A 24926-nucleotide genomic window follows, 5' to 3' on the forward strand; every position below is an offset into this window, starting at 1 on the left:
TTATCACAAATAGCTATGGATATTATTAACAATAAATTTTAATAATAATATCTGTTTTTGGGGAAAAAATATTTTTACAAGGACCCGTAATGGCCGGGCCAGTTGTAAAGGATTTAGGATCAGGTCATAGCGCCTGGTATTAAAGGCCTTAACAAACCGGTAGATCTCAAAAGCTTTGCTTTTAATCAAAGTTGATAATCGCAGTATGCTATTTCTATCTGCCGGTTAGCAAAATTATTATGAATATCAGAAATTCATGATAATAAGCAAATGGGCACTGCGGGTTCTTAACATAGAAACCTTCCTCTTGGTGAGGAAGGTTTCTTATTTTTATTACTGTTATCTCATTCTGACTCCTGGCTACAGACTACTGACTACTGAATCATTTGACTTTACAACTTCCGCACACCGCGGGCAGATAGTCGGATGGTCAGCATCCTCCCCTACGCCTTCGTGGTACATCCAGCATCGTTCGCATTTTTGTCCGCCGGCCGGCTGGATGGAAATCGCCAACTCAGGCAGGTTTTCCGGACGCTTGGCATTTTCCGGCGCTTCGTTCAAGCGGTTTAGGGCAACCCCTGAAACGATGAAAATAATAGGCAGTTCAAGCAACTCAGGCTCCAGGAAGCTAAAAAGCTCATCATCCGCATACAGGTTGACGGACGCTTCCAATGAGTTCCCGATCACTTTATCACGCCTGGCCACTTCCAGTGCTTTTGTCACCTCGCCCCGTACCGCCAGGAGGCGTTCCCACTTCTGATCCAAATCGTCGTCCATATATTCTTCCTTAACTTCCGGCATGTCTGTAAGCTGGACACTGACAGCGCCACCCTTGTCACCGGGCACATAACGCCAGATCTCCTCCGAAGTGAAAGCCAGCACCGGAACAAGCAGGCGCACCAGGACAGTTAAGATTTCATATAAAACAGTCTGAGCCGCGCGACGCTCCGCCGAACCGGCTGGCGCCGTATATAACCGGTCCTTGATCATATCCAGGTAAAGGGCGCTCATGTCGACAGCGCAGAAACCGTGGATAGCGTGGTGAACCACATGGTACTCGTAATTCTGATAACCGGCTATAACCCGCCGGATCAGCTTTTGCAGTTTCAACAACGCCCAGCGGTCAATTTCCGGCAGCTGTTCGTATTTTACCGTATCCTTGGCCGGGTCAAAGTCATACAAGTTCCCCAGAAGGAAGCGGCAAGTGTTCCTCATTTTCCGGTAAGCTTCGGTTATTTGCTTCAAGATGTTCGGTGAAGCCGCCAGGTCGCTTCGGTAATCGGCTGAACTTACCCACAAGCGTAATATATCGGCCCCCATTTGTTTAATGACTTTCAGCGGGTCAACCACGTTGCCAAGGGATTTGGACTGCTTTCGCCCCTGTTCGTCAACCACAAAACCGTGCGTCAGCACCGCCCGGTAAGGCGGCTGACCGGTGACGGCCACAGAAGTGGAAAGAGAAGAGTTAAACCAGCCGCGGTGCTGGTCGCTGCCTTCCAGGTAAAGATCCGCCGGCCAGCACAGATCCGGCCAGACGGACTGTTCGTCAAGCACGCCCATGTGACTGGTGCCGGAGTCAAACCAGACGTCCATAATGTCAGTTTCCTTGGTAAAGTCCGTTGAACCGCACTGCGCGCATTTCGTGCCCGGCGGCAGCAGGTCCCCGGCCTCCCGGGCAAACCAGATGTCAGAACCATGTTCCCGGAAAAGCGCCTGGAGGTGGCTGATGGTTTCGTCGTTAATCAAATCTTTACCGCAGCTATTACAATAAAAAATCGGAATCGGCACTCCCCAGGTGCGCTGGCGTGAAATACACCAGTCGCTCCTATTGGCTACCATATTGTAGATCCGTTCTTCACCCCACTCGGGAATCCAGCGCACCTTCCGGATATCGGCGAGCGCTTCCTGGCGAAAGCCGTCAATTGAAGCGAACCATTGCTCGGTGGCGCGGAAAAGCACCGGCTTTTTACAGCGCCAGCAATGCGGGTAGGAGTGCCGGAAGGTGGCATATTTCAGCAAATGACCGCGCCGCTCCAGTTCTTCCAGCACGGCTTTGTTGCCGTCAAGGTAGAACTGCCCGGCGAAAATGCCGGCTTCATCAGTAAAATGTCCTTTGCCGTCGACGGGCGACAACACAGGCAGGTTGTATTGCTTGCCAACTTCATAGTCTTCCATGCCGTGGCCGGGAGCGATGTGGACACAGCCCGTACCCTGCTCCAGAGTAACAAGATCGCCCAGAATCAACAGTGAAGTTCTGTCTACGAAAGGGTGGGCGCATTCCACTCTTTCCAAATCCGAGCCCTTGAATTCTTTCACTACACCGGCATTCTCCGCGCCGATGATTTCCAGGAAACTATCCTTTAATTCTTTCGCCACCACATATTTATCTTCGTTCACCTTGACCATTACGTACTCAAAGTCAGGGTGGAGACATATCGCCACATTAGCCGGCAGGGTCCAGGGGGTAGTGGTCCAGATCACCACATAAGTATTCTCTTCCGGTAAAACACCTTTGCCGTCTTTTACAGGAAATCTTACATAGATGGAAGCTGACTCATCGTCGCCGTACTCCACCTCAGCTTCTGCCAGAGCGGTTTCACAGGCGGCGCACCAGTATACCGGCTTTAATCCTTTATAAATATATCCTTTTTTAGCCATTTCCCCGAAAACACCGATCTGGCGGGCTTCAAAGTTTGGCATCAGAGTAAGGTAAGGTTTGTCCCATTCGCCGCGCACTCCCAGCCTGATAAACTCATCCCGCTGGATATCTACAAACTTCAAGGCAAAATCTTTACACTTCTTTCTAAACTCCACAGAATCGATATTGTGACGTTTCAGACCGAAAGCCTTGATAGCCTCCTGTTCGATTGGCAGGCCGTGAGTATCCCAGCCGGGTACAAATGGAGCGTCATGCCCGGTCATGGAATGGAACTTTACCACGATATCCTTCAGCACTTTATTGAGGACGTGGCCGAGGTGAATGTGTCCGTTGGCGTATGGCGGGCCGTCATGCAGGATAAACTTCGGCCGGCCGCTGTTTTTTTTCTGAACCTGATGATAGATATCGATCTCATCCCAAAACTTTAAAAACTCCAGTTCCCTTTCAGCCAGGTTAGCCCGCATCGGAAAGTCGGTCTTGGGTAGATTTAAGGTCTTGCTGTAGTCCATTTTTCACACCTCTCTAATATTCAACATGAGACTCATTAACAAAAGCAAATGCATCTTCTTCTAAAACATCAAAAACCCGCCCCCAAAGGGACGGGTTGTTATACCCGCGGTACCACCCTACTACCAACCTGCTCCAACGCTTCAAAAGCGTAAACCGGCCGGCTACCTTCACCGCCATCTAACGGTGGCGAACCGTCCGCGCTTAATCCCTTGTTCCATCGTGGTTTCAGCCGGCGCCTCCCGGGTGATTTTCAACGGCCGCCCGTGCCCGGCTCCCACCTGACCCAGGCTCTCTTAACGGATATCTGCCGCTTACTCTTCCCGTTCACAGGAAATATTGATATTCCAACACGAAATATTATATAGAAAAGCGCCTGAGCAGTCAACTTCCTTTTCACAAACTGCCTGGTATCGCGAAAGCTTCCCATCAATATGTACTCAACAAACCGTAGCGCCGCATAGCGTTCAACTATACTCTGATTTCGAGTTATATTCCTACCGGAGACGCGTACAAAAGTATATGGAAGGCACATTATAACAACGGTATTTTTTTCTTGACTTGCAATGCAAGTTGCCCTAATATAAAACAAGTTGAAAAAATAGAAATAATTTTAACAATAACGAAGGGGTGACTGCTTTGTTCAACAGTGTCAAATCAAAGATTCTAGCTTTACTGCTATTGGCAGTGGTAACGCTGGTTGTCACCAATGTTATTGCCCTGGTTACCGCCAGAAATAACCAGGCGGCTCAATTGCAGGAAAGTCTGGAAAGCAGTACGGTAACGGACAGCAAAATGATCAATGATATCCTCCAGCAGCATGTTGATAAGCTACTCGCATTGGCAAGCTCACCCACTATTTTAGGGAATGACTGGGAAGTCGCAAAACAATATCTGTTAGATGAAGGAAGACGCTTGCTAAAAGAAGACAGTAATTTATTCAGTATGATTTCGATGTCCGATTTAAACGGCACGTCGTTTATCGCGGATGGCAGCAGTGTGTCAATAACCGAACGTGATTATTACCAGGCGATAACCGGCGGAAAAGATTTGTTTTTTTCATCGCCAAAGATTGGCAAAAACGACGGTAAGCTGTCAGTGTCTGTAGCGGTTCCTGTTAAAAAGGACGGCAGGCTGTTCCGCGTCCTTTTTGGCGTGATGGATCTGGATAAGCTTTCCAAAGAGGTTGTATTGATGAAGCACGGAAATAACGGGCGGGCCTTCATGATTGACGCCAATTGCGTATGCATCGCTCACCCGAACAAGGACCTGCTGAACCAGGATTTGTCCAAGGAAAGCAGTGCCGTGTCGGCGCAAATGGCTGAAATAATCCGTGGAATGCCGGTTACAAAAGCAGGGAACGCGGAGTATTCTTTCATGGGAGTTGGCTCGATCCTTTATTACCAGCAAGTACCTATCACCAACTGGTTCCTGGCCGTCGTCGCGGACCGTCATGAAGTATTTGGCACTATTGACGCCCTGACCAGAAACATTACTATTATCATTGTGATCACTTCCCTGTTGTTGTTGGCGTTAGGCTGGTTTATGACCGAAAAGACAATCCGGCCGATCAACGACCTGGTAGCAGCCACTAACAGGCTGGCACAGGGAGATCTGAACACGGAGGTAGCGGTTGACACTAATGATGAAATCGGCCATCTAGCCGGATCTTTTGAAGGAATGCGCAAGGATTTAAAAGAAGTCCTCGGCAAAACCGCCCAAGCCAGCAATCAGGTATCCAACACCGCTAAAACGTTGGCTTTCCAGGCTGATCAAACTGCCGCCGCAGCTACGACAAACGCCAGCACAGTTGGCGAAATTTCCGCCACGGTGGAAAATGTGGTTGAAAACATTAAAGAAGTTTCCGAGCAGGCTGATGAAGCCAGCCGCCAGGCAGGCCAGGGTCAGCAGAGCATCGATACGGTGATTAGCGCCATGCAGGAAATGAAACAATCCGCGAACGAAATGTCAACCTCTATGAGCACGTTGAACCAGGCTGTGGGCAACGTGGGACAATTTGTGGAAACTATCAACGCGATTGCCGGACAAACCAATTTACTGGCGCTAAACGCAGCCATCGAAGCGGCAAGAGCCGGGGAAGCGGGCATGGGTTTCGCTGTCGTCGCGGATGAAGTGCGCAAACTGGCCGAAAGTTCCGCCCAATCAGCGGGAGAAATAAGCCGGATCATCAGCGAGGTGCAGCAACAATCGAAGCGAGCCGCCGCTGACATGGAAAAGAGCAAAGAGAATGTGGAACGCGGCGATCAGGTAGTGAAAGAAGTCAGTCAAACGTTGGTCTCAGTAATCAGGCTGGTGCAAGATTTTAATTTGAAAGCGCAGGATGTGGCTGCTGCCGCCGGGCAGGTGAGCAGAGCGATACAGGATGTGGCCGCTACCACCGAAGAACAAACAGCGGCAATGGAAGAGGTCTCAGCCGCAGCCGCCGAGTTGAACAACATCGCGGCGGAAATGGAAGAAGCGATGAAAAAATTCAACAGGTAGCAAATCTAACAAATCAGCGCCGGTGTTTCACGCCGGCTTTTTCATTTTCATGAAATTATGAATGGGGCCGAACATGAGCCGCGTTATATGTCCAAAGGTCACTTAATCTTGCGGCGCAAAAGTGTTTAGCGCTTTCTCGGCGCTTATGCCAAGGACTTTGATTGTTTTATTGCGCCCGGTTGAACCGGACAGGATCTCCACATGAGAACGGGGGACAGATAACAGCTTGGCTAAAAAGGTCCGGCAGGCCTCGTTCGCCTCCCCTTCCACCGGAGGCGCGGTCAGACGGAGCTTGACAGCATCCTCAAACAGTCCGGCCACCCCGTTTCCAGAGGCCCTAGGCTGCACCCTCACCTTAAAGATAACACCATCTTTTTCTTCCCTTATATAAAGCAAATCAACATCACTACCTTGCTACAAATTCAAGTATTCAGAATTCAGGAGTCAGAATTCAGAATATTTCAAAACAATACACCCTATTCTCTCCTACTGACTCTCCTGAAATCTTGTAATCTTGCAATCTTTTATCTTGTAATCTTGACTACTGGCTACTGAATACTGACTACTGACTACTGATGATCATATTTTCCCGGCAAATATCAATAAAGCTATGCAAGATTCCGGCAGTCGCGCCCCAAATCAGCCTATTGCCATATTCATAGAAATATACCGGTAACGTTCCCAGAACACGCCAGCCTTCCTTGTAATACGCGGGGAGCCTGTCAAAAGGAAAATCGGCTGCGTAGCGGGTACCCACATCAATGCTGCTTTGAGCGGGTCGAGCCGACAAGAAGTACTTCACCGGCGCCAGAAAAACTTCCTGCACCTCATCCGGGCTGGGTACTATTTTAGCATTTCCGGCGATCCTTCCAACATAGGGATATATTAATGCCCCGACCGGGCTGATAAAATAATCCAAGGGTCCAATCAGTTCAATTTGTTCCCTTAAGACACCCAATTCCTCCACAGTTTCACGGACTGCTGTATCTTGCGGGCGGCTCAGTTCACCACTCTCCACCATACCGCCCGGGAAGCATATTTCACCCGGTTGTCTTTTTAAGCTGCTGGAGCGGACTTCAAAGAGCACTTGCATTTCACCGTCAACTTCGATGATAGGTACTAATACCGCTGAAATGAAATATCCTCTCAAATTATGTAATTTTGGTTGTCTGTTGTTTAGCAGTCTCTTGAGATTTTCCAATCTGTTTACTCCTTTTAATACCGGTGGCCCGTGGCCGGCATGCGCTAATGATAAACCTCCTTAACGGAGGCTCGCAATTAATGATCGCTATTAATATATTTTCAGCTACGGCAGTTTGTTACGCTGAAGCAAGGACGTTGTCACCGTCTTCCGTAGATTCATCAAGAGCATCCAGCCTTACCTCTTTTATTTGGCTCTCCTCCTCACTGTCAAGGAATCTGGCCTGGGCTTCCAATAGGGCGCGGAACTGCATCCTGAATACCTGCGCCTGCCTTTCAAGCCGGCTATGTTCTTCTATGATTTGACTAACTTTTTCTTCCGCTTCAGATATCATCGCGGCGGCTTGCCGTTCGGCCTTTTCAATGATGGCGACTGCTTCCTGCTCGGCTTCCCGGTTTAACTGTTCCGCCTCAATCCGGGCACGATCCAGTGTCAATTGTGATTCTTTTTCGGTGTTTTGCCTTAACTCATCAGCATTTTTCTGGGCTAAAATCATGGTTTTCTTCAGAACTTCTTCAATCTCCCGGTAACGGGCCATATTCTGCTCAGCCTGGTCCAACCGTTCTTTTAGATCCAGATTTTCTTTATTTAATATCTCGTAGTCTTGCGTCACCCGATCTAAAAAAGAATCAACTTCTTCACTATTATAACCCCGTAAAGAATGGCGGAACTCTTTTTTTTGGATATCCAACGGTGTTAACATTATCGTTTTCACCTCAGTTGTCATTCTCTGATAATTTACCTTAATAGCTATTACGCATATACGCTTACGTCAAAAGATAAAAATATAGGAGCACCCGGTGAACCAGCCATTGTAGTAATTGCAGCGCAATCAAAGCCACTATTGGAGAAAAATCCAGCGGCCCGAAAGGCGGGACAATTTTCCGGAAAAAACGCAGGTAGGGATCGGTAACCTCATAAATAAACCTGAATACCGGCTGATAAGGGTTATGCCGGATCCACGAAAGAAATATCCGGATAATTATCAGATAAGAATATACTCTGAAGGCAACATCGATCGCGGTGTATAAAACACCCATTTTGCCTCACCTACTTTACTTAATATCCGCCATTTCCCGGGCGCGCTGAGTGGCGTTGGCTACAGCTTTCATCATCAGCGCCCTTACGCCTCCTTCTTCCAGGGCGAAGAGACCGGCCATAGTGGTCCCGCCCGGCGTGGTGACCATGTCCTTCAACTTGCCGGGATGTTCTCCGGTTTCAAGTACCATCTTAGCCGCTCCAAGCATGGTCTGGGCAATCAATACCCTGGCCGTGTCCCTGGGCAGGCCAAGCCTTACCGCACCGTCTGTAAACGCTTCCATTATTATGTACATGTAAGCCGGCCCGCTGCCGCTCAGGCCGGTTACGCAGTCCAATAGCGCCTCAGGCACAACTGCAACTTTGCCTGCCGCGGCAAAAACAGCGAGCGCTTTTTCCATATTTCCTTCATCCGCGTATTTCCCCGCGCTTAAAGCGGTGGCTCCCTCACCCACCAGGCAGGGAGTATTGGGAATAGCCCGTACAACGGGTATATGCTCTTCAAAACAAGATTGCAATTGCTCAATAGTAATTCCCGCCGCTATGGAAATAAAGGTATGTTCCTTGCGCGCCGCAGGTACTATTTCTTTTAACAATGGAACGATTACATATGGTTTTACCGCCAGAATAATGATATCTGCCGTCTTTACAACGTCAATATTATCACTTGAAGTATTGACACCCATTTTTTGGCTCAAGTATTCCAGCCGCCTCTGGTCAATATCGCTCACATATATTTTAGAGGCGTCGACCAAACCTTTCCCGAGCAGCCCCGCGACCAACGCCTCGCCCATGGCTCCACCGCCCAGGCAACCAATTTTCTGCCCCTTTAAAGGCATCGTGTCATCCCCTTATATTATTTATGAACGAATCCAAGGGAACAGTCCCTTTTCTTTGCTTTCGCTTTTCAGCTCACTGTTTATGTCCATATTGTTGGGCACAAAAAGAAAAATACCGTTTCCCACTTTCTGCAAGCTCCCATTTAACGCGTAAGTAGCGCCACTGACGAAATCGACAACCCGTTTGGCTAGATCAGACTCAGCCTGTTCCAGGTTTACAATAACCGGACAACGGTTTTTCAAATTATCGGTAATTCCCTGCACTTCGTCAAATGACCTGGGTTCAACCACAACCACGTGTACCTGCCTCTGAGAATGCAGGTTAAATACCGTGGCCTTTTCCTTCTCCTTCTTTTTTTGCCAGGGATGCTCTTCACGTACCTCTTCGCGGTCACGCTTTTCTTCTTCTTCGACGTCTTCCTCAAAACCCATAAAGCTAAGAACCTTGTCCATCAGTTTAGCAGCCATTTTTATCCTCCTAAATATAAAATATTATTTGCGGGTTATTATTGCCTCCCGCCAAATATAGCCGTCCCAATTCGCAAGATATTGGCGCCTTCTTCCACAGCCACCTCAAAATCACCGCTCATACCCATGGAAAGATATTCCATGGTTGCCCCCGCTTTATTATTCATTAAACGCATTGCTAAATCCTTTAGTTGCCTGAACACCGGTCTCACTTCTTCAGGTTCGCTGGTCCACGGCGCGATAGTCATCAAACCCCGCACATTCAAGCCCGGCAAACGCGCTGCAGCCTCAACGAAATCCTCCGCTTCTGACGGCAAAATCCCATACTTGGTTACTTCACCCGCTACATTTACCTGCACCAGCACACTGGCCACCGCATTGGCGCCGCTAGCCACCCGGCTAATCTCTTCCGCCAGGCGCCAGCTGTCCAGTGAATGAATCAAAGCAACTTTACCGATGATTTTGTTTACTTTATTTGTCTGCAAATGGCCGATTAAGTGCCATTCCAACCCTGGCGGAACGTCGTTATACTTTTTTAACAACTCCTGTACCCTGTTTTCACCAAGTCTGCTTACTCCACCTTTTACCGCCTGTCTGATTATTTCCGGTGGCACCGTTTTAGTAACCGCCACCAGTTTGATTTCCTCCGGCCTGCGTCCGGCCCGGCGGGCGGCAGCGTCAATTCGTTCCCGTACCCGGTGCAGATTATCCAGAACGCTCAAACCGACACACTCCTTTGCTCCACCCGGTTTCTTCTTCTCCTAGCAGAACTTGTTATTCAACATGTTGCCGGTCTTACTATTAAATGGCTTTAATTCGACGGCAACCAGCCAATTCCTGCGTAAAAAAGCTTTATAAGCTGTTTTACAAAAAAAATATTTATAGCAACATACCTGCATTCACAATGCTAAAACGACCGGTAATTGACAAATTGAATCGGGATATCAAATTCGTGTTCTTTGATTTTCTGCATTACAGCTTGCAAGTCATCACGGTTTTTCCCACTGATCCTTACTTGATCTCCCTGTACTGTGGCCTGTACCTTAAGCCTGCTGTCTTTGACCAGTTTGGTGATAACTTTGGCTTTCTCTTTATCCAGTCCCTGAACCAGGGTAACCCGCCGGCGAACGGTATCTTTGGCGGCAGGTTCTATTTTGCCGTATCTCAGGGCTTTCAAGTTAACACCACGCTTCACCAGTTTTGTTTCCAGAATATCAACTACATTTTTCAGTTTAAATTCATCATCACCTGTGAGAATAATCGTTTCCCCATCATAATTAATATCACTTCTGCTGCCCTTGAAATCAAACCTGGTTCGTAATTCTCTAATGGCTTGGTCCACAGCGTTATTTACTTCCTGCATATCCACTTGTGATACAATATCAAAAGAATTTTCCTTTGCCATAAAAAACACCTGATCTCTTATTTATATCTTTTTATATATAATGTACAATTTACCATGAAAATTGTCAAAGGCATCTATTATCATTAATGATTGTTATATGTTCTTTACACTAAAGGAAAATATCCTGGAATGTCGAAACTAATATTACTATTAAGGTATTTAGAATTCAGGAGTCAGAATTCAGAATATTTCGAGACGATAAACCATTCTCTTATTCTGACTACTGACTACTGGCTCCTGACTACTGAGCAGTTACAAAAATTCAATCAAAGTGGGAGAAAGTATTGGCGATCTACTCATTTGACGGCGTTGATCTGAAGATGATGCTCCGGGGGGCGGTTGAACTCCTGGGACAGTCCAAAGAAGAAATAGATGCTTTAAATGTTTTTCCAGTACCGGACGGTGACACCGGCACCAACATGTTCCAAACCCTGGTGTCCGCGGTGAAAGAAGCTGAATCAGTTAATTCGAACCATATCGGTTTGGTGGCGGGGGCGGCGGCACGTGGCGGTTTAATCGGCGCCAGGGGCAACTCCGGAGTAATCCTTTCCCAAATATTGCACGGTTTCGCCCGTTCCCTCAGCGGCATTGAAAGAGCAACCGCTCCCGATATTAGCACAGCCCTGGAAGAAGGCGCGAAGGTAGCCTACCGTACCGTGATGAGCCCTGTTGAAGGTACGATTCTCACTGTTGTGAGAAAGTCTGCCGAAGGCGCGGCCGCCCGGCAGAGCGGCGATTTACTAAGACTGATGGTTACCGTTTTTAAAAAAGCATTCGACGCTTTGCAAGAAACCCCGGATTTGCTTCCGGCGCTAAAACGCTCAGGTGTGGTTGACGCCGGCGGCAGGGGCTTTGTAGTTATATTGGAGGGCTTCCTGCGCGCTCTCAGAGCGGCCTCACCGGTCGCCAAAACATCGTCAGAAACCCCGGTGATGGTTCTTACCCGAGAAACGACCGTAAAAAATCAGCCGGTTTTCCAGGAAAACGCCGGTGCAATCAATTACACATACTGTACCGAACTACTGGTCAAGGGGTCTAACCTGCCTGTAGAAAATATGCGCGCGGCACTGTCTCCTTTCGGCGACAGCCTTATGGTGGTCGGCGGGGAAGGCGTCGTGAAGGTACATATTCACTCCAACAACCCCGGTCTGGTCATTGAGCACTGCCTTAAGCACGGGACACTGCACGACTTGAAAATAAACAATATGGCCGATCAGAACCAGGAACTGCTTACCGCGGCTGAACGCACCGGCACAAGCAAACCGCTTGGCATTATTTCAGTGGGGGCCGGTGAAGGGATTACGGAAATAATGAAAAATCTGGGCGCCGACGCCGTGGTTTCCGGCGGGCAAACTTTAAACCCCAGTACCGGCGGTATCCTCAAAGCTATTGATGAATTGCCGTCCAAGCGGTTAATCATTCTGCCAAACAACAAAAACATTATTCTGACGGCTGAGCAGGCCGGCAAGCTATCTCAAAAGGAAGTGACAGTTATTCCTTCAAAAAGTATTCCTCAGGGGCTTGCCGCTCTCCTCACCTTGAACCCGGAGGACGACTTTGAAACAACCGGACGTAAAATGGCCAGAGCGTTGGCCTCAGTTCGATCCGGTGAAATCACAACCGCGGTGCGTGACACTGAATACAAAAACTTGCGTATTAAAAAAGGAGATATTATCGGTCTTGCCGACGGGGATCTGATCAGCGCGGGGAAAGAACTAACCGGCGTACTCGAAGATCTCCTGAAAGAATTAATCGAAGGCGAAGGCCGTCTGGTTACTATTTACTACGGTGAGAAAGTTACCCCCGGATATGCTGAAGAGATAACAGAAAGAGCGCGGCAGAAATTCGCCAGCCAGGATTTCGAAATTCAAGACGGCGGCCAGCCGGTATATGATTTGATTATATCGGTAGAGTGAGGTTTTTCGAAAGGTGGTCCAATGAATAAAGTTCATATTGTAACCGACAGCACCGCAGATTTACCATTGGAGCTTGTTGACGAATACGGAATTACTGTGATACCGCTAAAAGTAATATTCAGCGGGTACGAACCATTATTGGACGGTGTGGATATCGATACCGTCCAATTTTACCGCCGCCTGGTAGAAAACCGGGAGATGTCGGCTACTTCCCAGCCCACCCCGGCTGAGTTCGCCGCCGCCTATAGCAAACTGTCCGCGGAAGGCGGCAAGATTATATCTATTCACTTATCTTCAACCCTGAGCGGCACCTGCCAATCAGCTCGAATGGCAAAGGACATGGTTCCCGGGGTTGATATTGAAGTAATCGACTCAAAACAGGCCAGTATGGGACTGGGACTGGTTGTCCTTGAAGCAGCCGCTGCCGCCCGGGCCGGCAAATCCAAGGCGGAGATACTTGAATTAATAAATGCGCTTCTCCCCAAAATACAGATATTATTTATTGTCGACAGCCTCGATTACCTGGTTCGCGGCGGCCGGATCGGCAAGGCGCAGGCTTTTCTGGGCACTATTTTGAATATAAAGCCCCTGTTATATCTAAAAGAAGGTATTGTTAATCCTTACGAAAAGGTCAGGGGCAAAACACGCGCGATTGACCGGTTAGTGGAAATAGTTGAAGAAACAGCCGGAAAGCATAAGATCAAATGTTCTCTCGTCCATGGCAATGACCCGGCGGGAGTAGAGCAATTACGGCAAAAAATAACGGCAAAGCTGGACTGTGACGAACCTGTCGTCACCGGTCTCGGCGCGGTGATAGGCACTCATGTGGGGCCTGGGGTGCTTGGGATCATATTTTACGTATACGATAACCAGGCGGGATGATCATCGGAATCTTCGTAATGCGAAAAACCTTACCTGCTCACTGGTAAGGTTTTTGCCAATACTATTATGAAAGTAAAATCATGTTGACTGAAGTTACTCTGATTCCTGGGTTTGCGCGTGGGATGACTGGCTTTGTGATTTTTTAGCTTCTTCTTGTTCATTTTCAAAACTGGCGCTTGTTGCCCGCCGAAATTCACGTATTGACCTGCCCAGCGCTTTACCGGCGTCAGGCAACTTGCCGGGGCCGAAAATAATTAAAACGATTATTAATATAAGAATAATATGCATGGGCTGCAATAATCCAGAAAACATACTTGTCCTCCCTCTCACGACTTATTTTGGCGCTGATATAATTGTATCATATCTTTATAAAGTGGCGACGCTTATTTTTTGACAGTGATAAAAGCTTGCCGGCATAAGGAGAGGTCAACCTTGCTAATTTATCTGTTGCTTATTAATACGACTGGGTTGATTGCCGTATGGTATGATAAAGTTTTGGCTAAAAAAGGCAAATACAGAATTCCTGAGAGCAGGCTCTTTTTGATTGCCCTGGCCGGCGGCGCCTTTGGCGTATTTATGGGAATGCAGTTATTTAAACATAAAACACAGCATTTAAGGTTTACCATCGGCATCCCTGTAATAATAATTGGGCAGATTATTTTGTTTAGAACTTTTCGTTAGCAAATATTCGCATCGGCTCCTTTTCGAGTCTATAACAACCTGTATCCCACACCTGGCTCGGTGATAATATGACGCGGGCGTGAAGGGTCAACTTCAATTTTTCTGCGCAACTGTCCAACATAAACTCTTAAATACTGAGCATCATTTTGATAAGCGGGACCCCAAACAGCACGCAGCAACTGTTTATGGGTAAGCACTTTGCCGGCGCAAACAGCTAAATTTTTTAATATTTCATATTCCGTCGGCGTCAGTTTGATTTCTTTTTCCCCGACAGTAACCCGGCGGTGGGCTATATCAACGGCCAATTCGTCAAAATTCATTACCGGTTCATCACCGGCGCCCGACGCATGTCGCATGGCCGCCCTGATTCTAGCCAGCAGTTCACCCATGCCGAAAGGTTTGGTTACATAGTCATCCGCCCCGGCGTCAAGCGCTGCTATTTTGTCATTTTCCTGCTCCCGTACAGATATGATAATAATTGGAGTGCCAGACCATTCACGCAATTTTTTTACCACTTCGATGCCGTCCAAGTCTGGCAAGCCTAAATCCAGGATAATCAAATCCGGCTTACAGTATAAAACCTTATTTATCCCTTCCCGCCCGTCGACGGCCTCTTCAACTTCATAATCGTGTTCGGACAAAGTTACCTTTAAAAGCCGGCGAATCTGCTTTTCGTCGTCAATAACAAGGATGCGCGTTCCGCTTCTATTATCCATTGTTATCACCTTTTCCCGCATCAAGCGTTTCTTCTTGCCCATCAGCGTCTGAAGGCAAAATGATCGTAATGACTACTCCTCCGGCGGGGTTATTGGAAGCCCCGATACTTCCGCCATGAGCCTCAATAAAACCTTTGCTGATGGCCAGCCCCAATCCGGTCCCGCTTACTTGGCGGGGTGAATGGAGCCGGTAGAATTTATCAAAAATCCTCTCCAGATCTTCGGGAGGAATATTGGGTCCGCGGTCAGTCACTGATATGATCACATTCTGATCAGATTCACGGGCGTCAATAGCGATTTCACTTCCCGCATCCGAATACTTCAGCGCATTATCCAATAGATTAACCATGACCTGCTCAAGCAAAACATAATCAGCCTTCACCAGCGGCAGGTCCGGTTGCAGTTCAATTTTTAAGGGACGGCTGTTCAGCGGTTCACCCACATGGCTTACCGCCACGCCGATAATATCTTGAATATCGCACCATTCTTTGTTTAACTTGAGCATGCCGCTTTCCAGCCGGGCCATGTCTAAAAGATTGCCTACAAACCTGTTCATGCGCGTGGCGCCCTGCTGAATGGTCTGCAGGAGGTCATGGCGGGCGGCGGGGCTGTATATATTTTCGTGTTCCAGCAGTCCTGTCACCGCGCCGATAATTGAAGCCAGTGGAGTACGCAAATCGTGGGACAGGGAATCAAACAGGGCAACCCGCAGGCGTTCCGATTCAGCCAGCAAATGTGCTTCCCTGGCCTGTTCAATCAATTGGACTCTGGCGATAGCCACTGCCGCTAAACCGGCAAAAGCTTCCAATAAACGCCGTTGTTCCGGCTGCAGATACTTCTCAACGCTTTCTATTTTTATCCCCAGAACACCTCTTGTACTCTGTTCTGTTCGCAAAGGTAAATATAACCCGTTTACGCCACCTAGATTGTCCGTGCCTCTGCCGGTCACTTCACCGTGTTCAAAAGCCCAGGTTGCCGCCGCCCGCTCACTTTCATTTAAAAAACTTCCCTCTTGATTACTTGAGCAAGCTTGCTGTTCAAGCTTTCCGTCTTTATCAGGCAGCAGCACAACCACCTGGCCTTCCACCGACTCGGCGACTTTACGGGCCACACTCTCTAAAACCTGCCGAAGTTCAGCCACCGCGGCAATTTCACGGCTCAAAGCATACAGCGCCGCCGTCCTGGTTTCCCGCTGTCTGGCGTTGGTTATCTGCTGCCGCAGCCGGGCGGAAAGAGTTCCGGTGAGCAGCGCCACCAAAAGGAATATTGAAAAACTAATCAGGTAACGTAAATCACCTACCGTAAAGCTGTGGGTAGGTGGCACGAAAAAATAGTCAAAAATTAAAGCGCCTGCAGCCGCCGCAGTCACTGCCGGCCCCGTGCCCCACCTGACGGCGCTCATGAGTACAGGCAGAAGATAAATCATGGCGATGTTGACAAGCGTGAGATAAGAGGACGCCAGGCCCGCCACGGCGGTAACGAGAAGCATAATCAACAATGACCCCGCGTAGGGATACACCGGGAAAGGCCGCCGTTCCGTTTTGGCCGTTACCTTTTCCTGTTCTTGTTTCGCTTTTCCCGGAAGAACGTGAATACTGATACCCTGGCTGTGGCGAATGACCCTGTCCACTATTGACCCATTCATCCAATCCCAAAATCTGCTATGCAATGGTTTTCCAATAACAATTTGAGACACATTTCGCTTTCTGGCCAGTTCCAGGAGTTCTTCCGCCACGTCATTACCAGTCAAGCTGATGGTTTCTGCCCCGAGTTCCTCGGCAAGGCGCTTGTTTCTTGATAGGCGGTCCTTTTCCGCCTCACTCGCGGGTAGCCGCCGGGGTGTTTCCACGTTGACGGCCAGCCATTCGGCCTTTAAACCTTCAGCCATGCGCCTGGCGGTGCGGATTAACTGGGCCGAAAAGGGGCTCGGACTGATACATACCATGATCCGCTCCCCGGTAGGCCAGGGCCCCGGGATACCGTGCACCCGCATGTAGGATTCGACCTGACGGTCCACTATTTTCGCGGTGTAGCGCAAGGCCAGTTCACGCAGGGCGTTGATATTTCCCGGGCGGAAAAATTTCCGCAAAGCGTGTTCAGCCTGGCCAGGCACATAAACCTTGCCTTCCTTTAACCGCTGGATTAACTCCTCCGCTGGAATGTCAACCAGATGTATTTGAGCGGCCTTTTCCAGGATCCTGTCGGGCACGGTTTCCCGCACTGTCACACCGGTCACTTGTGCCACAATGTCATTTAACGTTTCAAGATGCTGTATATTTAACGTGGTATAAACGTTAATGCCGGCTGCCAGTAATTCCTCGACATCCTGGTAGCGCCGGGTGTGCCGGGAACCGGGTACATTTGTGTGGGCCAGCTCGTCGACAAGAGCCAGTTGCGGACGCCGGGTCAGCAGAGCGTCCAGGTCCATTTCGCTAAACTCTTTGCCCCGGTATTGCAGGCGGCGGGGCGGAACAGCCGGAAGGCTTTTCAAAAGGTTCTCAGTTTCTACCCTACCGTGCGTCTCCACCCAGCCGATCACCACATCCACACCTTCGGCCAGCCGTTCCAGGGCGGCTCCCAGCATATCGTAAGTCTTTCCCACTCCGGCCGCCGCGCCGAGAAACACAGTCAGCTTCCCCTGCTTGTCATCAGTCAAGCTGGCCAGTAGGGCGTCGGGGTCGGCACGCTTTTCTTTCACCATTCGCTACCACCTGTATTGCTTTATTGATATATACCCGGATAACATGGTCAGTAGTCAGTAGTTTGACGTCTGTGAAGCTTCGCTTCAACATCAGATGGATGAAATGATAATAATTTAAAACCTAAAGGAATGCAAAAAATCCCTACTGAATTCTAATTAGTAACTGTCAGCTATTTACTCATTTTGTCTAAAGCAAAGTTGAGCAGTAATACATTCACCCTTGGTTCACCCAATATACCCATGAAAATATTCCGGTTGCATGAAATTCTGCCCGATCAAAGCCGAGCCTACCGGCTCGCCATCATGGTAAATCACAGATCCGTTAGCCTGGTGAGGAAAAAAAACTTGAGCCAGGCCGGTAACCGTTAAAGGGTAGACGATCCCTGTCAATAGTGTCGTGAACCTCCCCCGCTTATAGAAGCATGGGTTTCAGGGAACATAACGACAAGAATTCCTGGCGACAACTTGTTCAGGTAGCCTCATCTACGAAGGATGCTTTCCTTCCTGCCGATTCTCCCGACAACAATGGTACGGCTTTTACCCCCCATCGGCCCGGTTCAGGGCATCTACTACTTTCTGCTCCTCACGAAGCAGGCCGTAGATACATGATTTTTTCGACGCTCCAATCGAGTGTGCGAATTTCGCCGTATTTAAACTTAGCGTAGATATTCTTTGCACCATGCACATCCCGATGGCAAGTGTAACCGCAATGGCACTGATATATCCTACCGGAAGGCTTCTTCTTGCGGCCACAGACAGGGCATGTCTGTGTTGTGTAACTCTCATCAATCTTATTCAGGTCGATGCCAAGGGCTGCCAGCTTGTATGTAAGATATGCCAGTAACAACCCAAACGGCCATTGGCTCAGTTTTTGGTTTAAGTTGCGAGAACGACGCTTCTGCACATTGTTGTTTTTCTTACATCTGGATGTGTTTTTTTGTACACCTTCCACGTCGCCGATGACGACTGTTTTGACGCCATGACCGTTGGCCCAGGTAGCAAATTTGCGGCTCATCTTGTGCAATATGTCCCTCTGTTGATTGTCTGTCTTGCTGCCAATGCGAGCAATAGCACATGTGTATTTCTTCCACTTCCGGCTGTCTTTTTTACAATGGCTCTGTCTTTGGTGCAGTTCTTTGAGTTTTTTATTGCGAAGCCGTTTGACGCTGCGCAGTTTCCGGGATGTGATGAGCAATGCTTCTCCTATGTCAGCTACAGCGGCAATCCCATGAATCTCGCCCATATCGATGGCGGCAATACTTTGATTTGGGTTTTCTTGGGGCTTAGCACCATCGTCATAGCTCATTGCCAACATTAGCTTGCGATCCCAAACAAGTTCAATTTCTTTTATTTTTCCAGGCGGGATGCGGTGGATGTGCACAATGATGGGTTTCTCCCGTTTGCCGTTATGGATACCCATTGATAGCTCGATCTTGCCGTTAGGCTGAATGGTAAAACCGTCTTTTTTCCACCATGTCGGGTAATTCTTTTTCTGCCGCCATGGATAGTGTATATGCCCATATCCGGTTTGTTTGGCCCTATAGGCATTGGTTCGGGCATCCAGGTAGCGTTCCTGTACGGCTTGGATACTCTGGCTGTGCAGATGATACCGGCCCTTGGTAAGTTTCTGTAAGTCGGTTTTACTAATCCATTTTCCGTTGGTTTTGTGGTATTCCTTGGCATAGCTAAGGCAGTCATTCCATGCTCTTGCTGATTCGCGGTTGCAGGCAAACAATCTGTCTAGTTCGTGCTTTGATGTTCGGAAAGTGGTCTTAAGAACGCGAATCATCTTTTTTCACCTCTTTTCTCGCATCGTGTGTTTAGATTACTTTCATTTTAACACAAAATATTAACAATGAGAACATGTGTTCTCGAATAGTAACCAGCATTTTCCCCCGACAGCTATGCCTGTGGCGGCGGAAAGGAAGTTTTGCACTGTCAAAGCAGCCATTTGGGTTAAGTAGCTCATTGTTGATTCGCCGCCGTACGATTGCCAGTTGGTGTTGGTCACAAAGCTGACAGCCGTGTTCAAAGCCCGATCCGGCTTTACTGCTCCGAAATGCTGGGGGTTAAAGGGCAGGTATCCTTGCAAGAGCTGCAACAAGAAAACAAATACTATTCCCAGCAGGTTGAAAATTAGCAGCGTGAAGGCATACTCGCGCCATCCCATTTCTTTTTGCGCGTCGATCCCCGCCAGCCGGTAAGCAAGCTTTTCCATAGGAAGCAAAGCCCGGTCCAGCAGAGTGCGCTCACCGGTAAAAACCTTGAACATATAGCGTCCCATGGGAACGGCAAGCACTACAAGCAAAACAAGATATAATAGAAGTTGAACGAGATCTGAAGCTGTCATTACAAATCCTCCGCCCTAATCAAAGAATAACAAAGGTAAAACAGCAACCCTGCCGTAACCAGCCCCCCCAGAATCATATCCGCCACCGTGAAGACCTCCAATTTGTTGTTTTCGCACTAAAGTTTATTTTCTCCAAGGTAGTCGTTTTCAATCTCAATATCCAAGTCAGGTTCGCTGATAGGGAGTGTCATTTGCACCAAGCGGTGAAGATTGTTTTGAGCGGAATAATAAGCGGGTTCCTTTGTTAAAGCCACACGGTACATACGCCTCGCCGCATCAAAATTACCCTGCTTTTCATGCATCACTCCCAATAAATTAAAAGCCCGCGGACTTTCAGGCTCTGCTCCAATAATTTTCTTTAGTAACTTGTGAGCGGCATCCAAATTTTTTTCACTGATTAGAATCCCTACCTGCTCCAACTGATTCCTTAATGTAGCTGAATCCATATCTTTCAGCTCCTTTATTTTGAAATTTTTGACTGTGAAACAATCCCAATAGATTAGTCGGATTAGGTAATCTACCCGGTTGCAGACAAAAAGTCAGGTACAACAGAACTCTGACTCGTTACAATAAAATCAATTATGACTCCCCGATTGCTCCATTCTAGCAACACTCAAGTAAATTTAGTATAAATAAAAGGCGAAATCATATAAAAAAAAACGTTCCTCATGTGATAACTAGAACAGGTTTTATCAGTATAATTTGGATTCATCTTGTAAGTTACTAGGAAATCTTTGAACCACAGCCAGATAGCCAACTGGCTTATTATTTTGGTGATATTAGCCTAACGGGTGATGTGTAGATGAAAGAAAAGCGCGCCGATCCAGAGGCCTTACAGGACAACTTGACTAGTGACGAGCATGGTAAACTGACTGTGTTTCTTGGCACGGCGGCCGGAGTGGGCAAGACTTACGAAATGTTGGAAACCACCCAGAAGCGGCTGGCCGAAGGTGTGGCTGTGGAGCGGATTATGGTCTGCATCAGTTCGAGCCCCTTTTCAGCCCAGCTGATCCGCAGCGCCAGACGCATGGCTGAAGGTTTGAAGGCTGAATGGCTGGCTGTCAACGTGGAAACGCCCCGCCGGCTTCCCATAAGTGAGGCAGAAAAAGACCGTCTGGCAAGAAACAAGCACCTTGCTGAGGAACTTGGAGCTGAAACCATCAGCTTAACCGGTAATGATGTTGCGGAAGAACTCCTGGAACTGGCCAGGAAGCGAAATGTGTCACAGATTGTTGTCGGAAAACCATTACATGGCAAAATGTTCGATTTGGCGATGGGGTCAATAGTAGACAGGATCATTCGCCACAGCCAAGGTATCGGTATTTACGTTCTATCGGGAAAAGCGAATAAAGAACAGGAAAAGATTATAGCAAGGCCCAAACGGCGGCCTTTCCCTGCATATTCCTACGCAGGGTCATTATTGTTCATGCTTCTAGTCACGGTGCTGGTAGACTTGGTGCCCCCGTATCTTACACTCGTTAATATTGCCATGATTTACCTCTTGCCCGTGCTCTTTAGCGCTGTCTGGTGGGGCACGGGGCCGGCAGTGATCGCGGCAGCTGCAAGCGCTCTAATTTTTGACTATTATTTCGCGCCTCCCACTTACAGCTTTACTGGCAATTTGCTGATTAGTCTTTCAATATTCCTGTTGGTAGCGCTGCTTACCGGAACTCTCTCCGCCCGGCTGCGTCATCAGATAACCAACGCCAGGCAGCGGGAAACCAGGACGGCGGCGCTGTATGCCTTAAGCCGTGAAATTGCCGCGGTGGCTGATCTGCGACAGGTTTTAGAAAGTGTAGCCCGCAAGGTAGCCGAGTCTGTGGAAGGTCAGGTAGTTGTGCTGCTGCCTAATAAAGAAGGAAAACTTGAACAGCAAGCCTGCTCGGGTAACCAGGACGGAAGTTTTTTTAATGACAGTGAGCGGGTGGCGGCAACCTGGGCTTATGAACACGGTGAAGTGGCAGGCAGAGGCACGAGCAATCTAAGCGCTGTAAACGGTTTGTACCTGCCTTTGCAAACCGCGCAGGGCACGAAAGGTACTCTGGGGATAATAACAAATAGATTTGAGAAGTATCTGCAGCCGGAACAGCGGCGTCTACTGGAAGCTTTTGCCGGCCTGGCGGCTGTGGCAGTCGCCAGGGCTCAATTGGCTGAACAAGCTAGAGAGGCACATTTGCTGGCTGAATCGGAACACCTGCGAGTCGCCCTGTTTGATTCCCTGTCCCATGATTTGCGTACTCCCCTGGCTTCAATTATCGGCGCGGTAACAGGTCTGTTGGAACATGAAAATGTATATAGTCCCGCTGCCCGTTATGACCTTTTGCAAACTATTCAGCAGGGCGCCACGCGTATGAATAGGTTTGTCGGAAATCTATTGAATATGGCCCGGTTGGAAAGTAGTATGCTCAAATTAAACAAAGAGTGGTGTGATATTCAAGACGTTATTGGTGTGTCGGTTAGCCGCATAGGTGAACCGTTGAACAATCGTCCCCTAAAAATAGAAATACAACCAGACCTGCCACTGGTGAAAGCTGATTTTGTTTTACTCGAGCAGGTCATGGTTAATTTATTGGATAATGCGCTGAAGTATTCGGATGCGGGAAGTGAAATCTCTATTTCCGCTCGCGCTGCTAATGATAATATAGTCATATCAGTAGCTAACCGTGGACCGAATATTCCTCCCGGAGACTTGGAGAGGATTTTCGATAAATTTTACCGGCTACATTCACCTCGCCAGGTCAGTGGCACCGGGTTGGGGTTAGCCATCAGCAAAGGTTTTATTGAAGCCCACGGCGGAAGTATAAAGGCATCCAATAATCCAGCTGGAGGAGTAGTCATTATGATTAGTTTACCTTTAGAAGTTGAGGGGCAAGTAATGCAGGAAAAAGGGGATAAAAATGGATAATATTAGCGGAACACACATACTTGTTATAGATGATGAAAAGCAGATTCGCCAGCTATTAAAGGTAACTTTGTCCGAACACGGCTATAAGGTTGAGGAAGCCGTCGATGGGCGTGAAGGGATAAGTAAAATTCTATATTGTAAACCGGATTTAATTATTCTTGATCTAGGTTTGCCCGACATGGACGGTATTGAAGTAGTAAAAAAATTGCGTGAATGGTCTAGTACCCCTATTATTATTATTTCTGTACGGGAACAAGAAAGCGATAAAATAGCCGCCCTTGATTCCGGGGCGGATGATTATGTAACTAAGCCTTTCGGCATGGGGGAACTGCTAGCTAGAATTAGAGCGGCCATGCGGCATGCGTCGGGTGCGGACGACGAACCGGTATTTTATTTTGATGAGTTGGTTGTTGATATACCCCGCCGCATCGTGACTGTCGGGGAGAAAGAAATCAAACTTACGCCGACAGAATATGATATATTGAAAAACTTAGCCGTTTACGCCGGCAGAGTGCTGACACACAAACAGCTGCTGCGTGCCGTATGGGGTCCTGATTATCTAAATGACGCCCAGTATTTAAGAGTTTTTATCGGACAGTTACGCAAAAAAATTGAAATCGACCCATCACGTCCACGCCACATAATAACTGAACCTGGGATTGGATACAGGTTGTTATAACTAATTTATTCATGTGTCACCGGCCTTTATGCGTTAAAGCACCTTTGAAGCACCTTATCATATAAAAAAACAGTCATTTCTGTAGCATACAGGAAATTGGCTGTTTTTTTATCTTATGGATCCGCATCCATAAACCAGAAGTCTCTTAACCTGGGTACATATTACGAGACGTTATTTTTATATTTAATTTATGTAATTCACCATTTATTTTATAAAATACTTATTATGATTGGGATTATAATATCGATGGAACCCAAGGTCCGAGTTTACTCTGACAGGGTTTAACGTTTAATAAAGATAAGATGGCATAGGCATGCCTTCATAATTCCAGTATAAATAATTAATTACAAGAATCGGTAATGATGCAATTATGAATATATAATGACATGTTGCATCTTGTTTGCGTTGCACCAAAATACAGCCTCCTTCCTAAATTGGTCTCCTCGTACAACAAGGGTTTAATAACACACCCTAAGGTATTTCTTGCTGTCGCAACAATGTAATTCTACAACGAATTATTAATGTTGCCATGACGATGCAATAATGCATCTTTATATTTTCTTTATAATACTCTGTTTTTCTCGTGTATACTGGATAATTTATATGGTATAATGCATAATTGCTTTATATTTAACAATCAATGCAAATATGCAACTAAAGTATATCATACTCTTAATACCGTGCAACGTTTGAACAAGCTCCTATTCTAAGTTATTTTTACTAATGCATTTATGCATTTTATAAACATTTTAAATAGATTATTAATCCAACCTAACATCATCACAAATTTTTACCTGATAAATATCTAAGCCGTTATGTGACGATCTAATATGTAATGCAACTCCCAAGCCATCTTCTACTAATCAAATAAACATTTATCTAAAATTTTATCTAATATGGGTTCCGCGAAAAATGTTTTTTAGTGGCATGTATCTTGCATTTAGTATTAAATACACAATCAATTTCAATTTAATTAAGGGGGTTTTTTTAAATGGCAGAAAAAAGCGTCGTTACACCTATCCCTGGCAGAGTCGGAGAGGTAAAGGTGAAGCCCGGCGACCAAGTAAAAAAGGGGGATATCCTTCTCATCGTTGAGGCTATGAAGATGCAAAACCAGATCCTGTCACAATACGACGGTGTCGTGAAAGACATTACGGTGACTACAGGTCAAACAGTTAATTCCAATGAAACCCTTGTCGTTATTAGCGAGAATTAAACTGGTTGCCTATACTCCATGGCGGTCTCCTTTACCGGAACCAGAAAACCGGTTATGGGGACCGCTTCACACAACTTAAAACGGAGGAAAAGATATATGGAATTAATTCGGATGTTCGCCGCAATGGTGGCAGGTGCATATTTCGGCCGCATCCGGACACCCATTCCGGTAGCATCCGGACAGCGTAACGGCAACATCCGGACAGCATAACGGAATTATCCGGACAGCATTTCGGCAACATCCGGACACCTTGTCGAGTTA

At 47.5% G+C, this 24926-nt stretch carries 24 protein-coding genes and 1 other annotated feature; of the genes, 7 read left to right on the top strand and 17 right to left on the bottom strand.

The window, feature by feature from the left end; genetic code table 11:
• Nucleotides 1–360: 360 nt before the first annotated feature.
• Nucleotides 361–3168 carry an isoleucine--tRNA ligase gene (gene ileS / locus L7E55_RS10445; RefSeq protein ID WP_277444149.1) on the bottom strand — a complete coding sequence of 936 codons (2808 nt, stop codon included), beginning with the start codon at nucleotides 3166–3168 and terminating at the stop codon, nucleotides 361–363.
• An 83-nt stretch (nucleotides 3169–3251) separates the two neighbouring features.
• Nucleotides 3252–3506, bottom strand: a binding site (T-box leader).
• A gap of 299 nt (nucleotides 3507–3805) precedes the next feature.
• Between ileS and L7E55_RS10450 the strand changes: the two genes are divergently transcribed.
• Entirely contained in the window at nucleotides 3806–5668 is a 1863-nt protein-coding gene (locus L7E55_RS10450) for a methyl-accepting chemotaxis protein (RefSeq protein ID WP_277444150.1), read from the top strand.
• A 102-nt stretch (nucleotides 5669–5770) separates the two neighbouring features.
• Here L7E55_RS10450 and L7E55_RS10455 read toward each other — a convergent pair whose 3' ends face one another.
• The 8 genes from L7E55_RS10455 to L7E55_RS10490 all read right to left on the bottom strand — a co-directional run bounded on the left by L7E55_RS10455 (nucleotide 5771) and on the right by L7E55_RS10490 (nucleotide 10619).
• Nucleotides 5771–6064 (bottom strand): DUF167 domain-containing protein, encoded by a 294-nt coding sequence (locus L7E55_RS10455; RefSeq protein ID WP_277444151.1) that lies wholly within the window; start codon nucleotides 6062–6064, stop codon nucleotides 5771–5773.
• Nucleotides 6065–6230: 166 nt separating this feature from the next.
• A complete protein-coding gene (locus L7E55_RS10460; RefSeq protein WP_277444153.1) occupies nucleotides 6231–6869 on the bottom strand; it encodes an NUDIX hydrolase in 639 nt (212 codons plus the stop codon).
• Between the two features lie 118 nt (nucleotides 6870–6987).
• Nucleotides 6988–7572 (bottom strand): DivIVA domain-containing protein, encoded by a 585-nt coding sequence (locus L7E55_RS10465; protein WP_277444154.1) that lies wholly within the window; start codon nucleotides 7570–7572, stop codon nucleotides 6988–6990.
• Between the two features lie 64 nt (nucleotides 7573–7636).
• Nucleotides 7637–7909, bottom strand: a complete 273-nt coding sequence (locus L7E55_RS10470) for a YggT family protein (protein WP_277444156.1) — start codon at nucleotides 7907–7909, stop codon at nucleotides 7637–7639.
• A gap of 15 nt (nucleotides 7910–7924) precedes the next feature.
• Nucleotides 7925–8746 carry a pyrroline-5-carboxylate reductase gene (gene proC / locus L7E55_RS10475; protein ID WP_277444157.1) on the bottom strand — a complete coding sequence of 274 codons (822 nt, stop codon included), beginning with the start codon at nucleotides 8744–8746 and terminating at the stop codon, nucleotides 7925–7927.
• 21 nt (nucleotides 8747–8767) lie between these two features.
• A complete protein-coding gene (locus L7E55_RS10480) occupies nucleotides 8768–9214 on the bottom strand; it encodes a cell division protein SepF (RefSeq protein ID WP_277444158.1) in 447 nt (148 codons plus the stop codon).
• 38 nt (nucleotides 9215–9252) lie between these two features.
• Nucleotides 9253–9936 (bottom strand): YggS family pyridoxal phosphate-dependent enzyme, encoded by a 684-nt coding sequence (locus L7E55_RS10485; RefSeq protein WP_277444159.1) that lies wholly within the window; start codon nucleotides 9934–9936, stop codon nucleotides 9253–9255.
• Nucleotides 9937–10121: 185 nt separating this feature from the next.
• The gene (locus L7E55_RS10490) at nucleotides 10122–10619 is read right to left on the bottom strand and encodes a YajQ family cyclic di-GMP-binding protein (protein WP_277444160.1); all 498 of its coding nucleotides are present in this window, start codon (nucleotides 10617–10619) and stop codon (nucleotides 10122–10124) included.
• A 284-nt stretch (nucleotides 10620–10903) separates the two neighbouring features.
• Between L7E55_RS10490 and L7E55_RS10495 the strand changes: the two genes are divergently transcribed.
• Both L7E55_RS10495 and L7E55_RS10500 read left to right on the top strand, forming a co-directional pair.
• Nucleotides 10904–12535 carry a DAK2 domain-containing protein gene (locus L7E55_RS10495; protein WP_277444162.1) on the top strand — a complete coding sequence of 544 codons (1632 nt, stop codon included), beginning with the start codon at nucleotides 10904–10906 and terminating at the stop codon, nucleotides 12533–12535.
• Between the two features lie 21 nt (nucleotides 12536–12556).
• A complete protein-coding gene (locus tag L7E55_RS10500; protein WP_277444163.1) occupies nucleotides 12557–13417 on the top strand; it encodes a DegV family protein in 861 nt (286 codons plus the stop codon).
• A gap of 93 nt (nucleotides 13418–13510) precedes the next feature.
• Here the strand turns inward: L7E55_RS10500 and tatA are convergent, their stop codons facing one another.
• Nucleotides 13511–13729: a twin-arginine translocase TatA/TatE family subunit gene (gene tatA, locus L7E55_RS10505; RefSeq protein ID WP_277444164.1), complete on the bottom strand. Its 219-nt coding sequence runs from the start codon at nucleotides 13727–13729 to the stop codon at nucleotides 13511–13513.
• 120 nt (nucleotides 13730–13849) lie between these two features.
• Between tatA and L7E55_RS10510 the strand changes: the two genes are divergently transcribed.
• The gene (locus tag L7E55_RS10510; protein ID WP_277444165.1) at nucleotides 13850–14098 is read left to right on the top strand and encodes a DUF1294 domain-containing protein; all 249 of its coding nucleotides are present in this window, start codon (nucleotides 13850–13852) and stop codon (nucleotides 14096–14098) included.
• A 29-nt stretch (nucleotides 14099–14127) separates the two neighbouring features.
• On the opposite strand, the gene L7E55_RS10515 is transcribed toward L7E55_RS10510, so the two are convergent.
• From L7E55_RS10515 to L7E55_RS10540, 7 genes are all read right to left on the bottom strand, one after another.
• Entirely contained in the window at nucleotides 14128–14814 is a 687-nt protein-coding gene (locus tag L7E55_RS10515; RefSeq protein ID WP_277444167.1) for a response regulator, read from the bottom strand.
• On the bottom strand, nucleotides 14807–17515 hold the full coding sequence (locus L7E55_RS10520) for a sensor histidine kinase (protein WP_277444168.1): 2709 nt from the start codon (nucleotides 17513–17515) through the stop codon (nucleotides 14807–14809). Before L7E55_RS10520 ends, L7E55_RS10515 begins: the two co-directional genes overlap by 8 nt.
• Before the next feature lie 225 nt (nucleotides 17516–17740).
• A complete protein-coding gene (locus L7E55_RS10525) occupies nucleotides 17741–17905 on the bottom strand; it encodes a potassium-transporting ATPase subunit C (RefSeq protein ID WP_277444169.1) in 165 nt (54 codons plus the stop codon).
• Nucleotides 17906–18098: 193 nt separating this feature from the next.
• A complete protein-coding gene (locus L7E55_RS10530) occupies nucleotides 18099–19304 on the bottom strand; it encodes an RNA-guided endonuclease InsQ/TnpB family protein (protein ID WP_277444171.1) in 1206 nt (401 codons plus the stop codon).
• 60 nt (nucleotides 19305–19364) lie between these two features.
• Complete coding sequence (locus L7E55_RS10535) at nucleotides 19365–19865, bottom strand: potassium-transporting ATPase subunit KdpA (RefSeq protein ID WP_277444173.1); 501 nt, start codon at nucleotides 19863–19865, stop codon at nucleotides 19365–19367.
• Nucleotides 19865–19942 carry a K(+)-transporting ATPase subunit F gene (gene kdpF / locus L7E55_RS17740; protein WP_420852035.1) on the bottom strand — a complete coding sequence of 26 codons (78 nt, stop codon included), beginning with the start codon at nucleotides 19940–19942 and terminating at the stop codon, nucleotides 19865–19867. Before kdpF ends, L7E55_RS10535 begins: the two co-directional genes overlap by 1 nt.
• 39 nt (nucleotides 19943–19981) lie before the next feature.
• Nucleotides 19982–20311: a tetratricopeptide repeat protein gene (locus tag L7E55_RS10540; RefSeq protein ID WP_277444175.1), complete on the bottom strand. Its 330-nt coding sequence runs from the start codon at nucleotides 20309–20311 to the stop codon at nucleotides 19982–19984.
• Between the two features lie 356 nt (nucleotides 20312–20667).
• Between L7E55_RS10540 and L7E55_RS10545 the strand changes: the two genes are divergently transcribed.
• The 3 genes from L7E55_RS10545 (at nucleotide 20668) to L7E55_RS10555 (ending at nucleotide 24665) form a co-directional block, all read left to right on the top strand.
• The gene (locus L7E55_RS10545) at nucleotides 20668–22770 is read left to right on the top strand and encodes an ATP-binding protein (protein WP_277444177.1); all 2103 of its coding nucleotides are present in this window, start codon (nucleotides 20668–20670) and stop codon (nucleotides 22768–22770) included.
• The gene (locus L7E55_RS10550; RefSeq protein WP_277444178.1) at nucleotides 22763–23449 is read left to right on the top strand and encodes a response regulator; all 687 of its coding nucleotides are present in this window, start codon (nucleotides 22763–22765) and stop codon (nucleotides 23447–23449) included. Before L7E55_RS10545 ends, L7E55_RS10550 begins: the two co-directional genes overlap by 8 nt.
• A 991-nt stretch (nucleotides 23450–24440) precedes the next feature.
• Nucleotides 24441–24665 (top strand): biotin/lipoyl-containing protein, encoded by a 225-nt coding sequence (locus L7E55_RS10555; protein ID WP_277444179.1) that lies wholly within the window; start codon nucleotides 24441–24443, stop codon nucleotides 24663–24665.
• Nucleotides 24666–24926: the final 261 nt, after the last annotated feature.

The sequence above is a fragment of the Pelotomaculum isophthalicicum JI genome (genome assembly GCF_029478095.1).
Classification (GTDB): domain Bacteria; phylum Bacillota; class Desulfotomaculia; order Desulfotomaculales; family Pelotomaculaceae; genus Pelotomaculum_D; species Pelotomaculum_D isophthalicicum.